Genomic DNA, 12854 nt, shown 5'->3' with positions numbered 1-12854 from the left:
TACTGTATGCGTATGTAAGATACAATCTAAATGGTGGATGAAAAATTAATTGGATAAATTATGACTTCAACTGTAGAAAATTATTATAGTTGTAACATAGCAAAGAAATAATAATATTAAAAATTTACAATGCATGCTGATATAGTTAGTGCCGGTTTTTTAAGATAGCAGCAGGTATTATCACGTATTTATAGTGGTTACTATGCTTGTATTTTTTCAGGTATAAATACGACCTGGTATTTTATGTAGCAATAAGATTTACTTGCCAGGAAACACCAAATTGGTCTGCCAGCCAACCAAATTTTTTGCTGAAAGGGTAAGGCCCCAGTGGCATAAAAACAGTTCCGTGTTGTGATAGTTTTGTAAAAAGTGTATTGATCTCTTCGTCAGTTTCGCAGTTAACATAAATGGATATGGCAGGCGTAAAAGAAAAGTTATGTTTTACCGGGCTATCAATAAGCATGAATACCTGGCCGGCAAGAACAATAGTGGCTAATTGAATAGAACCTTCTGCACCACCTTCGTTTTTACCATAATGGGCAATTTGTAATATTGAGGATTCTTTAAAAACAGACAAATAAAAATTTATAGCTTTTTCAGCTTTGCCATCAAACATTAAAAAGGTTACGGGCTTTTGCATGAGTAAATATAAAATTTTTAGTTAGTTTGTAAGTTTGTTTCAAATTCATCCCGGGATGATCCGTGAAGAAATTCCATCAGCTGTTAATTGAAGTAAAACGTTACGCAAATGAAAAGCGTTTAATTAATATTTTCTGTTACGCCGATCATTACACCAAAATTTCCATCAGTCTGTATCCAGTTTTGTTCAGGTAAATAAGCACGGGATACCAACCCATCTAAATACAATGCATTTGTACAACCTAAACTTTTAAAATATTTAGCAAAGTCAAAAAAACTTACGGGCTTTTTGGATAATATAAAAACAATTTTATTATCCGGTAAGATGCCCACTCCATTCCTGGTATTAACATTTGGCGAACCTTGCTGAAAAGCAGGATGGATTTCACCGTCAATCAACAGCAGTGGCCCGGATTGGGTAGCATATTTTATTTTTTCTTTACCAATAAAATTAAGGCTGCTGCAAATACCCGCAATATTATCTGTAGTGATGTAAAAAACGCCATTGGGTTTCAGGTAAAAATTCCCATCACCGCTTGCAGTATCTAAAGGTGAGAGCAGTTTTTCGTTTTCAATGTACAGCCCTTGTGGAGAACCATCGGTTGTATACATACCACCGTTCATGGCGAATAAAAGCTTTTGATTGTTTTTTTCAACCCATTGGTTAAGGTTTTGTATGCTGCTGAAATTTTTATTTGCCTCGTCTTTCCAATACAATTTAATATTTTGCTTTTGTGCATCAACGATATAGGTTATAAAGTTAGCGTCGGTAATAATTTTTTTATTGGAGCAATAAAAAAGTATTGTGGCAGAAAACAGCAATATGAAAGTTAACAGGTATATTTTAGTTTTGACCATAACGGTTAAATAATCATCCGGTAAATTATCATTTTTTATTTCTTAGTAATGCTATAAGCCCTATCACCGGGCCAACAGCCAATACCAGGTATAAATATTGGGCATTAATGTTTGCAGATAATATTTTTAATAGCTGAATACTTATAATAGTTATAGAAAACCCGATACAATTTACTATTGTAAGCGAAGTACCTCTTGATTCTTCTGCTACGTTTTGTGCCACCAATGTAGAGAATAAAGGAGAATCGGCAATCACCATTAATCCCCAAAAAAATAAAAATGAAAGTAGCAGCGGGGTTGAATTACTGAGTATAAATAATGGAGATAAAAGGCAGCAGGAACAGGATAAAAACAAGGCCAGGGTGGCAATTTTTTTGGCGCCAAATTTTTGCGATAATAAACCACTTGCCACGCAGGCAACAGAACCACAGGCAATAATTAAAAAAGAAAAAAGTGGTACATTGATATCGTTATGGTAATAATTTTTATTGGTAGCTAATATCACCGGTACAAATGCCCAGAAGGTATACAACTCCCACATATGCCCGAAATAACCAACAGCAGCCGACCTGAAATTTTTATTGCTGAAACCATTTCTGAATGCTGCAAAGTTGAGTTGCTGACTTTTTTTTCTGAATGGCCCATCGGGTACTAAAAATAAAATAATACATCCGCCCATTACAGAGAGTGTGGAAATAGAATAGATCACATATTTCCAGGGTAATTGTGTGGTGATACTTTTTAATAAATGTGGAAAAGCAGTGCCTAATACTAATGCACCTACTAAAAATCCTAACGACCTGCCTAAGCCTTTTTGAAAATAATCCGAAGCGATCTTCATACCCACAGGATAAATGCCCGCAAGAAAAAAGCCGGTAAAAAAACGGAACAACAATAATGCAGAAGTAGGAATGCCATTGATAATTATGCCCAGATTAAACAATGCTGCAATTACAGAACAACTAAAGAAAACTACCGAAGGGGAAAAGCGGTCGGCAATAGTAAATAATGCAAAAATAAAGGTGCCTGTGATAAACCCAAATTGTACAGCACTGGTAAGGTTAGCTAAAAAACTTTCATCCTGTGTAAATTTTTTAATAATATCGGGCATAATGGCATTGCCGGCAAACCATAAGGAAGTGCAGGAAAATTGTGCCACTACAATGGCGGGCAGTATCCATTTTTTAACCGGCGTATCGTTCATAAAATTGGCTAAGGCTAAACGAATTTACTTAAACTGAAACATGATTATGTAGTTTTCTTGAAACATGTTTTTTTGTTTATTGCGTAGCAAAATCATACTATGCTTAAAAGAACCATTGTATACCTGCTGCTGATGCTGCCTTGTGTTACAAATGCCCAGCAATCAAAAGAAGATTTTGAGCGTGGCCTTAAGATGATGGAACAACAGGGCCAGATAAGATTAGAGGGCAGTAAGATCATCTTCCTGCATATGAACCCGGGCGACACTGCTTTTTACAGGCAGTTGTACAACAATATGCTGGCAAAGGTAGATCAATCTAAAAACCCCTACAGTATCGGGTTTGAGATTGATCCAAAATTTGTAAAGACTGTTCCGCTTAAAATTAAAACGCTGCCTAAAAAAGATACGGTTAAAACAATGGTATATGTGCCCACCCCGGTACAGGTAAATGCTAACATCCGCACATTTGATTATTTGAATAACGGCGATTTTGAATTGGGTTATTTCCGCCAGTTGCCCGGATGGAAAATTACAGGTGCTGCATTTATGCAAAAAGAAGGTGCAGATATTTATACCTGGAATGATTTTGATGTGGTTTCAAAAACTGATGTGGGAGGTGATTACTGGACGGATATTAAGTTTAACCTGGGCAATCACCGCCAGCATTGGATCAGTAGTAAAGGCGAAGGTATGTTGGGAAGCAGCACGGAAGTGGGCCGGGCAACAGGTACATTAACTTCGGAGCCATTTAAACTATATCCTGATCAGAATTTTATCAGCTTTTTAATTTCCGGTGGTAATGATGCCGCAAACTTAAAAGTAGAGTTGCTGGAATATGCAACAGGCATAAGGCTTGCAGGCTCCAATGTTGGTGGCGTATTAACCGGCCAGCAAACTTTACCTGGAGTAAGCCAGGGAAGTGTAAGAACTGTAGGAGATACTATGTACAAACCTATTGCAGGTATTACTGCAAAAACAGGCCACAACAATCATATCTTTCGCAGGGACTGGTGGGATGTACACAATCTTGATACTTCTAAATTATACGCCATCCGCATTACAGATAATTCCACCAATCTTACATGGGGTATCATTAATGTAGATGATTTTAAAATGGTAAAATTTAATCCTGCAACTAACAGGGAACCCAATGACTCGTTAAGAGTACAGCAGATCACTATAAAAGATATGGTAGCCAACAGGGACCAGCAAATTACTGCCGATGTTTATGTGCCGATATGTGGAGCCGCAGATCTGCATACGCACCTGATGAGCCATTTATCCATGGGAAAGAAATTGATTTATGGCGCACCAGACTCGGGGTCAATAGTTCCGGCGGGTACGCATGTACGTGGTTTTGATGCATTTGCTCCTGAATGTAATCCCAGCGACGAAAGAGCAAAAGGCCCTGCTGATGCATTAGGTAACTGTAATGCAGCGCATGGTGGCTGGGGTGCAGATAATGATTGCGGTAATTACATCCGTGCAGCGGTATTGAATTTTGCATTTGATGCAGAGTTTGAAAATCGTGTGCCACTGGAAAGGAACCTGCATGGTGATCATCCGCATGCAGGTTACCCGGATTTTTTATACTGGCCGCATTTTTCAAGTGCCAGCCACCAGCAGATGTGGGTAGACTGGATCAAACGGGCCTACCAGGGCGGATTGCGGGTGATGGTAACACTTACAGTAAACAGTGAATTGCTGGGTGCCGTGCTTAGCGGGGATGGACCAATGGATGATAAAGCCAGTGCGGATCTGCAACTGGATGAAATAAAATCATTCGTGGCAAGGCATAATGATTTTATGGAAGTAGCCAATGGCCCCGATGACATCAGGCGTATTGTGCGTAGTAATAAAATGGCCATTATCATAGGTATGGAAGTAGATAATATCGGTAACTTTAACTATGCTAATATAACCGTAAATGAAACCACTGCAAAGGCAGAGATCAGGCGGCTTTATGACAAAGGAGTGCGGTATATTTTCCCTGTTCATTTAGTAAATAATAAATTCGGCGGCTCTGCTATTTATAGCCTGCTGTTTAATTTCAGTAATCGTTTTACTAATAGTCAGCCCCTGCGCTTTGGCGATCCGTTGCGGCCCGGATTAATGTTTAATGTGGAGTCTGCACGTGATCCACGGATAAAATATTCTTTAAGTCTTACAGACGGGGTTGCAACCGCTGGTTCTATGAATGCAGCTATTGGTGGTATCAATGGATTATTTGATGGCATTTCGCAAATACCTTTTCCGCCGGCATTAAATCTTGATTTTACAAGTGGTGATTTTTGTCCTGATCCAAAATTGGGTTGCATTAGTCAATTTAAAATTATTAAAAGTTTACTTACACCCGATCCTGCATGGGATATCTACAATAGTATTCCGGGCGGACAACAAAATCAGTTAGGACTTACTGACCTGGGAAAAGTGGCGATAAAAGAGATGATGCGTTTAGGAATGATCATTGATGTGGATCACATGAGCGACCATTCTGTTTCGGATATGCTGATGATGGCAAACGAATTTGATTATCCTGTGGTATCGGGGCACAATGGTGTGCGTGACGGTTTTTTTGAAGACAAAGATCATAAGGTGAGTGAGAACCAAAGAACAGATGAACAATTACAAAACATAAAAAGCCTCGGTGGAGTGTTTGGTATTGGTATCGGCGAATCAACAGCGGCGCAATACCTCACCAATTTTCGCATTGCTATGAGAGCCAATAAAATGAATGGTGGCGCAATTATGATGGGCTCTGATGTGAATGGTGCAGTTACCTTGCCTAAACCAAGAATTGGCCCGGGCAGGGATGGGGCAAGAAGCAAGTATGCAGGAAATATTTACAACTACTGGAATAAACAGGTAAGCTATGCTGCAGAAGGAATGCCTTTGCAATCTTCACCGGGCTCTCCTTTAAAAATGCGTAAATATAAATTTGGTAATAAAAGCTGGGATTATAATACAGAGGGCATGGCGCATATTGGATTGTACCCCGATTATTTCCAGGACCTTAAAAACCTGGGAATGGAGAGGAGTGAACGGCAGGTATTTTTTAATGCCGCAGATTATTTTGTAAGCATGTGGGATAAGTGCGTGAAGAGTAGCCGCAGGGTGAGGTAGTATTTACTTTTCAAAGAAATAAGAAATCTTATTTTTCTTGTCGTCATAAGTAACCACGGTCTTATCCTTATGAAAATCAAAAAAACTCAACAGGGTAAAATCTCCGGAGCAGCATGCCGTATGAGTAAATAATATTCCGATGATTGTATAATTCCAGGAGGGGGCGGCGAAAAATAATAGTACTATCAAAACGGAAGAAATACATACAAATGGAGCCAATGCCACAATTTGAAATTCCTTTCTGTTCGCAACAAATTGATCGGCAATAGCCATAAAATAGAATTTTTTAATGTTGCTGTCATAGGATGTCTGTTTTGCGCCCTGCGATTTATAGGCCAGTACATGAATATACTCATGCAAGGGTACTAATGCGATGGCGATGGCAAGTCCATAACAAAAATGATTGATGCAATTGATAATTGTAAACCCCGGAGTATTATAATACTTGTAAGAAAAGAAAAACAGTAACAATAAGGGAATGATATTGCTGATATAATAAATGGTAGCAAAACGGGTCTTCTTTTTTATGTAGGTTCTTACAAAAGGGATAATGTTATGATGCTCCAGGCTGGCGAGGAGGGTGTAATTATTTGCAACTAATTCTTCAGGTTTGATTTCCATATTTTTAATTTACTATGCAACAATGAAATTCAAATGATGTATTTGAAAAACAGTACTCACTTTATCCATTCGTCCCAGGGTATAAAAAAAGGTAAAGCCATTACCCACACTAAAAAGAATAAAGCCATAGCTGCAGGGTAGGGTTGTTTATTTTTAAAGGCCGGTAATGCAACAAATAGTAGCCAGGCAGATTTGTATATTAGTTGTACCAGCAGTATGGGTGCAAATATGAGCGGTTGCCAAAGCCCCAAAAAAGAAATGATAGCAATGGAAAGCCAAAGGCAACCTGTTAGCCTGGTGATTTCTGTATCGGGGTAGGCATTTTGAAATATAGTTGCTGCAGCAAGTTTAGGATTAAATATTGATGTGATACTTATCCATCCTGCAACGATGATATTAGCGATATAAATGATTTCCATATTCTACCTGCCATTATTAAGCATGATAATAAATGGAAATCAACAACCGGAAATTGAAAAAGTTTAATGAAAATTACCCGGATGTTACAGGCGGAGTTTTTTAGTTTTAAATGGTTACGCTGTTTTTGAAAGCTTTTGAAGTGCCACTATTGCCCTTTGTGCATCTTTTTTATCAACAAAAATATGATCGTGATAAAATGCCGCCACCACGTTGCAGCTGATTCCTTCAGCAGCAAGTGCATTGGAGAATGCAGCAGTTAATCCAACGGCTTCTAATGAAGAATGCACCGTTAATGTGATCCAGGAAGCAATAAAAGAGTAGGGTAATGGCAACTGGTCGGCTGTTGCTTTCGTAAGCAGGAGAGTGTATCCTTCCTGTTCTTTAAATAGCATCACCACGTCAGCCATATTGATATTTGTAAGATCGGGAGTGGTACAAAAAACAAATTCACCGTCATTCAATTGCGGTTGCATGGTTTTTAAAAGCCGGGATAGATCATTTTCTCCTGTCATTGTACAGCGTATATCAGTAGTATAATAAAAATACGAATAGATTACGCTATCCATATTTTTATTTCTAAACATTAAACTGCCGCAAATGATGATCGGCATGCTTGTAGGCAAAATAACCGATCTGTTCAGTTGTCATCTTTCCAAAAAAAGTATGTACAAAACCGGGATTAGAAAAATGTGCATAGGATGCAATAAGTGTTATCCATTTCTTTTTTTCAGTATCAATATCTCCATTTGTTTCTTTTATTATAAATGCAGCAAGTGAAACGGCATTGCGTTGTATAGGTGTTTCATCTTTTGTAATGCTTTTCAACGCCATTCTGCCAACAATGCGGCCAAGGAATGCTCTCGGATATTTTTTGGTATCCGTGCCGGTTACCCATTCGTCCCACATGGTACAATGTTTCAGCATTTGATAAACATTCATCTTACCCCATTGAGCACTGCTGTTTTCAGTAAGTAAATTTATCCTGCCGGTCAATTCAGTCCTGGTACTTTCGTCAAATACTGATTTCATATTATTCATAATTTTTTATGATCACATTGAAAAGTAAATGCTGCCATTAATTCTGCTTTACTCCAACTGTGCTAAAGAAAACCAGTTACCTGAATCGTCTTTAAAAAGCGCTTCTGTACCATAAAATTCTTTTGTTGGCGCTTTGGTAAATTCTACTCCTTTTGCTTTCAGTTCTTCATAAGTGGCGAAAATATCTTTGCAGGTAAATACGCCACAACCAAAAGTTCCTTTTTGTACCAGTTCTTTCATAGTTTCTGCCGTTGCTTTGCTAAACGGGCCTCCTTCGGCAATCAAAAATAAAGTGATCTCCAGCCCCGGATCATCGGGTGTGCAAACGGTAAGCCACCGGGCGTCCTTACCCATCGGCGCATCTGTATGTACTTTGAACCCGAGTTTGTTGACATAGAAATCGTAAGCGCTATCCTGGTTAAGTACATAAACGCATACATGTGTAAGTTTTGATATCATGATGATAATAATTATTGATGAGCAACAAAGATGAGCAATACATTATAATGCCGCTTCTTCAAAATTGCTATTTTTTGTCCAGCCATGCCGGGAAGCAAAACAGCCCGGAACAAATTTCAATGGTGTTTGCTGCAATTCTTTTTTGATGATTTGTTGCTGCAGTAAGTAATCAGAGGGGGAGATACCAACAGTACGTTTAAAAAGTCCGCTGAAAGAAGAGAGGCTTTCAAATCCTACAGCATAACAAGCTGCTGTAACAGGAGTGCCGGCTTTTAATAAGTGCATTGCTTTGTCTATTCTTACTACGGTTAAATACTGGTGCGGTGTTTTATCATATATTTTTTTAAACAACCGGATAAAATGAAATTTGGAAAAATAAGCTTCATCTGAAATGTTATCAAGGTCAATATGCTCTGTATAATGATCGTCAATAAAAAGTTTGGCCTGCACAATACGCCGGTATAAATATACTTTTGGGTATGGTGCTGTTGTCATGTTGTTATTAATTTAAAATACAGTTTGTAACGATTGCTAAAATACTTTAGTTTTTGTATATCACAATTGTGTGCGCTTTTTTTTTGCAGAGAGCCGATAGTGAAGATATAACAATTGAAAGCAATACACTGTCATTGAAACGGGTAGTACTAGTTCGAAATTGCTGTAGTAGATGTCTTTTTAACAACTAATGAGTAATTAATGTAAGTAATAACTGCACCTTTGTAGTTGATTATCTTTATTGATAATCCGGCAGTAAAATTCAATATTATGATCATTGCAGAATTACCTCCAGATGAAGAACTACGCCTTATTGACCTGGCTTCTTATGAAATAACAGATAGCCCTGAAGAAAATGATTTTAATGAGCTGGTAGAGCTGGCGGCGCAGATCTGTAATTGCCCCATATCTTTAATTACATTATTGGATAAAAACCAGCAATGGTTTAAAGCCAAAAAAGGGATTGCTGAAAATAATACAGCAAGAGACGTTGCTTTCTGTACCCATGCCATATTGCAGGACGAGGTAATGGAGGTGGAAGATGCCACAAAAGATGAACGCTTTTTTGATAACCCTTTTGTAACAGGTGAGCACCAGGTTCGTTTTTATGCAGGGGCACCAATTGTATCAACAGCAGGTTATAAACTGGGGACTATCTGTATCATCGATAATCAACCCCGTAAATTATTACCGGAGCAGGAAAGAGCATTAAAAATTTTATCTAACCAGGTGACCAAATTGCTGGAGTTGCGTAAGAAAAATCTGTTGATCCGCAAACGGGCCGCAGAAATGATCGCTTTAAAAACTAAGACCATCAGCAGGGTGATACTGGCGCAGGAAATTAATAAAAAGGAGATAGCATATAACCTGCACGAAGAGTTGGCGCAATCACTGGCATCTGCTATGATGTTCCTGAAAATGGCGGCTAATGGAAACATGGAAGAATCGCAGCATTGGAAAACTGCACAGGAGCAATTGCGTAAAGTGCTAACCGGCATACGGGAATTATCTTATGCTATTACGCCACCTGTGATGAATTTTATACCGGCAGAAGAACTGGTGAAAGAATTTGTAGAAAGAGTGGCGGCTACATTTTCATTTACCATACGTACTGTAATTACAGGTAAAAAAACTTCTTATACAGGCGATAAAGCCATTGCCGCTATCCGCATTATTGAACAATGGTTAAAAGTACTTGCTGATAACAAAAATATTTCAATAGTTACCATTACTATACAAACGGGAATGCCTTTTGAAATTTTAATTGAAGATGATGGCCCGGTACTTAGTTTTAATGAAGTGAGTAAAGAAGTATTTAATAGTTTGTTATTTGAGGTGGCACAATCTTACAACGGTACGGTAGAGCATACTGTTTCAGCAGCTTCTGCCAATGCTATAAAAATATCTTTTTCGGAACTGGCATTGGCGGTGGCATAAATGTAAACCTCAGTTTTGCAATTAGTGCTCCGGGTGAATTACATTACTCCATACCACATGTTTCATAGCGGATAAAGCATGCTCAATACTGTCAACATCATTTACCACATCAGTGACCATATTAAAACCGATCCGGAATTTTTTTTTCGGAAGATTGTTTTTTGTAATGGCAGTTAAAAAATAATTGTGGCTTTGTGCCGGAGCAATATTTTCTTTTATCCACCAGTTTGAAAAACAAATGTTTGGGTTTGGGGTAATGTCTTTATTGTCGCAGGTAATGCCTGTAGTCCACGAACAAGTCATCGAATAATAGCTAAGGGGAACAACCGTTTTATTCACCAGGCTCAGTTTAATAAATAAAACTGATTGCGAATCTTTTTGCTGAATACTATCCAGTTGTGCAGTAAGTTCAACCGGGGCCGGGTGTACATATAAAGATGAAGTTTTTTCTTTTGCTGTATCTGTACAGGAATGGAATACAACAATTGTCGTAATTAGTATTACAGTCAAAATTATTTTACAGTTCAATCAGTACGTTTTGTGTACTAAAGATAATGCATTTCATTATGGGTACTGTTTCCCTGGCTATAGATTTATTTACGCACCTTTATTTCCGGGATCGTATATTTTGCTACCTGGTTTACCAATTGCGACTTGTTTGTTTTTAATGCAGCATAAAAGTTGCTGATGTCTTTACCATAAGCCCTTGTGCTGACGCCGAATAAAAGCACACCTCTTTTACCTCCTTTATCAACAAAGGTTTTATAGCGGTACACATTTCTTTCTGCAATGCTCAGTTGTTTGCCATCAGGTGTGCCGGCAGTTAAAACAAAATCAAGCATGTATTCTCCTGCTGCGGCATTGCCAAAACTTTCGTAACTGATCAAAGGGTTGGTGGCCTTTAAATTTTTGAGTTCCTTTATTTTTTCTGCAACTATATCTTTAAGGTTTTTATCTCCTGTAATCACATCCATCATCAGCATGGTTTTGTATTTACCTGCGCTATCGTTTTTTGTAAGGTATTCCTGTTTATAAAAATTAACAGCAGGGTGGGAGCTCCAGTCGAGATGGAACGATTGGCTATCAAAAACAACCGGACCAGGTATGTTCAGGTAATCTCTAGTATTGTTTTGAGCGTAAGCAATAACTGAAAATATCGATAGTAACACAGCAAGTATTGTTCTCTTTGTCATTATAATTTTTTTGCAAAGAAAACAACCGTGATTTGTTATAAAGGAAAACGGTTATTAAACGGCAGGTACTATTTTGTAAACGGAAATGAATCATTTCATTAGTGTCTCAATTCTTAATCCACGCTAACAATTACTATAATTCACACTCATTTTTTTATAGCGCCTGTTTTCCCCCATTTCGATTTCACATAGTCGTAAGCCTTTTTTTCTTCTGCATCTTTTGGATCAGCCTTTGCCAGGTATTCTGTATAATATTTCCGGGCCAGCAAACTATTTTTTAAACTGAGCTCATAAATACGGCCGCAGTTATATTTCATTACCGGGTTCTTAAAGATATAATAGGCAGTATCATAATTAGAAATGGCAACCTTATATTGTTTAAGTGATTCATGATTTTGTGCCAGGTTATAATAATAGGTTTCTGCATCTTTTGAAATGGCCATATTAATGCAGGTTTTCAGCAATGCATTACTTTTATTAAATTCTTTTAACTGGCTCCATGCTTTTGCTTCGTAGTATAAAATTCTTTCGTTTGCAATTCCCTGCTGATCCATGTAATCACAAATCCTGATACAATCACTATATAACTTTAAAGAATAGTAGGATAATGCTACTTGCGTTAATGCGGTTAGTGCAGGATCATTAAGCCTCACCAGTCTTTCTCCGGGAACAATTACATTTTGATAGTTACCGGAATTATAACCAGAACGTATTGCTGATTTTAGAAAAGAAATATTTACAGAATCTTTTTTTAAGGCAACTTCTATTATACTATCTGCCCTTATAAATATTTTATTATCAATTAGTGCATCTGCCAGGCCCAGGCTGTTTTTTTGATCCCCGGGCAATAATTGATACGCTTTATTATAAAAGAAAAGTGAAGAATCAGGTTGTTTCCTTTTTAAAAGTTCGGCCATGTTTCTGTAATGGCTTGCTTTTGCCGGCTGCAGGTTAACCAGGCGCCGGTAAAAGGACAAGGATTCTCCCGGGCTTTCAATTTTGGTTAAAATTGCCAGGTAACTGAGAGCCGCAATATTAGCAGAATCGATATCGAAAATTTGCCTGTAAAATATTTCTGCAGCATTTTCATTGTCGTTCATATAATTTGCATAACCAATATAGCCGAGTAATGAAATGTTTTTTGGGTCAGCATCCAGTAGTGGCGTTAAGTAGTTTATAGCCTCTTCATACTGCTGGTTTTGAAAAAAATCTGAAATTTTATTCTTATCAAAATTAGCTTGTGCGCCGGCACCGCACACAAAAAGAATTGTTGCGAAACAAAGCATTAAAAATTTCTTCATCAGCTATTGATTGAGGGGTTATAAAAATATTCCGGTAACAGACAGTAGAAAACTAATAATTCTCAT

General features: G+C 37.8%; 14 protein-coding genes. 2 read left to right on the top strand and 12 right to left on the bottom strand.

Features of this window, described 5'->3' with window-relative positions:
• Positions 1–241 precede the first annotated feature (241 nt).
• From ACQ334_RS15960 to ACQ334_RS15950, 3 genes are all read right to left on the bottom strand, one after another.
• Positions 242–640, bottom strand: coding sequence for a VOC family protein (locus tag ACQ334_RS15960; RefSeq protein ID WP_430989244.1), 399 nt, complete (start codon positions 638–640; stop codon positions 242–244).
• A gap of 119 nt (positions 641–759) precedes the next feature.
• The gene (locus ACQ334_RS15955; protein WP_430989243.1) at positions 760–1497 is read right to left on the bottom strand and encodes a phosphodiester glycosidase family protein; all 738 of its coding nucleotides are present in this window, start codon (positions 1495–1497) and stop codon (positions 760–762) included.
• A 28-nt stretch (positions 1498–1525) separates the two neighbouring features.
• On the bottom strand, positions 1526–2701 hold the full coding sequence (locus ACQ334_RS15950; RefSeq protein WP_430989242.1) for an MFS transporter: 1176 nt from the start codon (positions 2699–2701) through the stop codon (positions 1526–1528).
• Positions 2702–2800: 99 nt separating this feature from the next.
• Here ACQ334_RS15950 and ACQ334_RS15945 point away from each other — a divergent pair, with 99 nt between their 5' ends.
• Positions 2801–5824 (top strand): membrane dipeptidase, encoded by a 3024-nt coding sequence (locus ACQ334_RS15945; protein WP_430989241.1) that lies wholly within the window; start codon positions 2801–2803, stop codon positions 5822–5824.
• 3 nt (positions 5825–5827) lie between these two features.
• On the opposite strand, the gene ACQ334_RS15940 is transcribed toward ACQ334_RS15945, so the two are convergent.
• From ACQ334_RS15940 to ACQ334_RS15915, 6 genes are all read right to left on the bottom strand, one after another.
• Positions 5828–6445: a DUF3267 domain-containing protein gene (locus ACQ334_RS15940; protein WP_430989240.1), complete on the bottom strand. Its 618-nt coding sequence runs from the start codon at positions 6443–6445 to the stop codon at positions 5828–5830.
• Positions 6446–6501: 56 nt separating this feature from the next.
• A complete protein-coding gene (locus tag ACQ334_RS15935) occupies positions 6502–6864 on the bottom strand; it encodes a hypothetical protein (protein WP_430989239.1) in 363 nt (120 codons plus the stop codon).
• A gap of 114 nt (positions 6865–6978) precedes the next feature.
• A complete protein-coding gene (locus tag ACQ334_RS15930) occupies positions 6979–7431 on the bottom strand; it encodes an ACT domain-containing protein (RefSeq protein WP_430989238.1) in 453 nt (150 codons plus the stop codon).
• A 10-nt stretch (positions 7432–7441) separates the two neighbouring features.
• The gene (locus ACQ334_RS15925; protein ID WP_430989237.1) at positions 7442–7894 is read right to left on the bottom strand and encodes a DUF1569 domain-containing protein; all 453 of its coding nucleotides are present in this window, start codon (positions 7892–7894) and stop codon (positions 7442–7444) included.
• Positions 7895–7951: 57 nt separating this feature from the next.
• Positions 7952–8362 (bottom strand): VOC family protein, encoded by a 411-nt coding sequence (locus ACQ334_RS15920; RefSeq protein WP_430989236.1) that lies wholly within the window; start codon positions 8360–8362, stop codon positions 7952–7954.
• Between the two features lie 42 nt (positions 8363–8404).
• A complete protein-coding gene (locus ACQ334_RS15915; RefSeq protein ID WP_430989235.1) occupies positions 8405–8857 on the bottom strand; it encodes an AraC family transcriptional regulator in 453 nt (150 codons plus the stop codon).
• 270 nt (positions 8858–9127) lie between these two features.
• Between ACQ334_RS15915 and ACQ334_RS15910 the strand changes: the two genes are divergently transcribed.
• Positions 9128–10294, top strand: a complete 1167-nt coding sequence (locus tag ACQ334_RS15910) for a GAF domain-containing protein (protein WP_430989234.1) — start codon at positions 9128–9130, stop codon at positions 10292–10294.
• A 21-nt stretch (positions 10295–10315) separates the two neighbouring features.
• On the opposite strand, the gene ACQ334_RS15905 is transcribed toward ACQ334_RS15910, so the two are convergent.
• The 3 genes from ACQ334_RS15905 to ACQ334_RS15895 all read right to left on the bottom strand — a co-directional run bounded on the left by ACQ334_RS15905 (position 10316) and on the right by ACQ334_RS15895 (position 12788).
• Positions 10316–10804, bottom strand: coding sequence for a hypothetical protein (locus ACQ334_RS15905; RefSeq protein ID WP_430989233.1), 489 nt, complete (start codon positions 10802–10804; stop codon positions 10316–10318).
• Between the two features lie 83 nt (positions 10805–10887).
• Positions 10888–11487 (bottom strand): hypothetical protein, encoded by a 600-nt coding sequence (locus tag ACQ334_RS15900; protein ID WP_430989232.1) that lies wholly within the window; start codon positions 11485–11487, stop codon positions 10888–10890.
• Between the two features lie 146 nt (positions 11488–11633).
• A complete protein-coding gene (locus ACQ334_RS15895) occupies positions 11634–12788 on the bottom strand; it encodes a hypothetical protein (RefSeq protein ID WP_430989231.1) in 1155 nt (384 codons plus the stop codon).
• Positions 12789–12854 lie beyond the last annotated feature (66 nt).

Origin of the sequence: Ferruginibacter sp. SUN106, from assembly GCF_050611765.1 — a bacterium.
Classification (GTDB): Bacteria; Bacteroidota; Bacteroidia; order Chitinophagales; family Chitinophagaceae; genus Ferruginibacter.
This window is presented reverse-complemented; position numbering and strand designations above follow the sequence as displayed.

Coding starts and splice junctions, on each gene's coding strand:
- ACQ334_RS15915 (WP_430989235.1), bottom strand. CDS start 8,857: ATGACAACAGCACCATACCCAAAAGTATATTTATACCGGCGTATTGTG.
- ACQ334_RS15935 (WP_430989239.1), bottom strand. CDS start 6,864: ATGGAAATCATTTATATCGCTAATATCATCGTTGCAGGATGGATAAGT.
- ACQ334_RS15960 (WP_430989244.1), bottom strand. CDS start 640: ATGCAAAAGCCCGTAACCTTTTTAATGTTTGATGGCAAAGCTGAAAAA.
- ACQ334_RS15940 (WP_430989240.1), bottom strand. CDS start 6,445: ATGGAAATCAAACCTGAAGAATTAGTTGCAAATAATTACACCCTCCTC.
- ACQ334_RS15900 (WP_430989232.1), bottom strand. CDS start 11,487: ATGACAAAGAGAACAATACTTGCTGTGTTACTATCGATATTTTCAGTT.
- ACQ334_RS15925 (WP_430989237.1), bottom strand. CDS start 7,894: ATGAAATCAGTATTTGACGAAAGTACCAGGACTGAATTGACCGGCAGG.
- ACQ334_RS15910 (WP_430989234.1), top strand. CDS start 9,128: ATGATCATTGCAGAATTACCTCCAGATGAAGAACTACGCCTTATTGAC.
- ACQ334_RS15955 (WP_430989243.1), bottom strand. CDS start 1,497: ATGGTCAAAACTAAAATATACCTGTTAACTTTCATATTGCTGTTTTCT.
- ACQ334_RS15950 (WP_430989242.1), bottom strand. CDS start 2,701: ATGAACGATACGCCGGTTAAAAAATGGATACTGCCCGCCATTGTAGTG.
- ACQ334_RS15895 (WP_430989231.1), bottom strand. CDS start 12,788: ATGAAGAAATTTTTAATGCTTTGTTTCGCAACAATTCTTTTTGTGTGC.
- ACQ334_RS15945 (WP_430989241.1), top strand. CDS start 2,801: ATGCTTAAAAGAACCATTGTATACCTGCTGCTGATGCTGCCTTGTGTT.
- ACQ334_RS15920 (WP_430989236.1), bottom strand. CDS start 8,362: ATGATATCAAAACTTACACATGTATGCGTTTATGTACTTAACCAGGAT.
- ACQ334_RS15930 (WP_430989238.1), bottom strand. CDS start 7,431: ATGGATAGCGTAATCTATTCGTATTTTTATTATACTACTGATATACGC.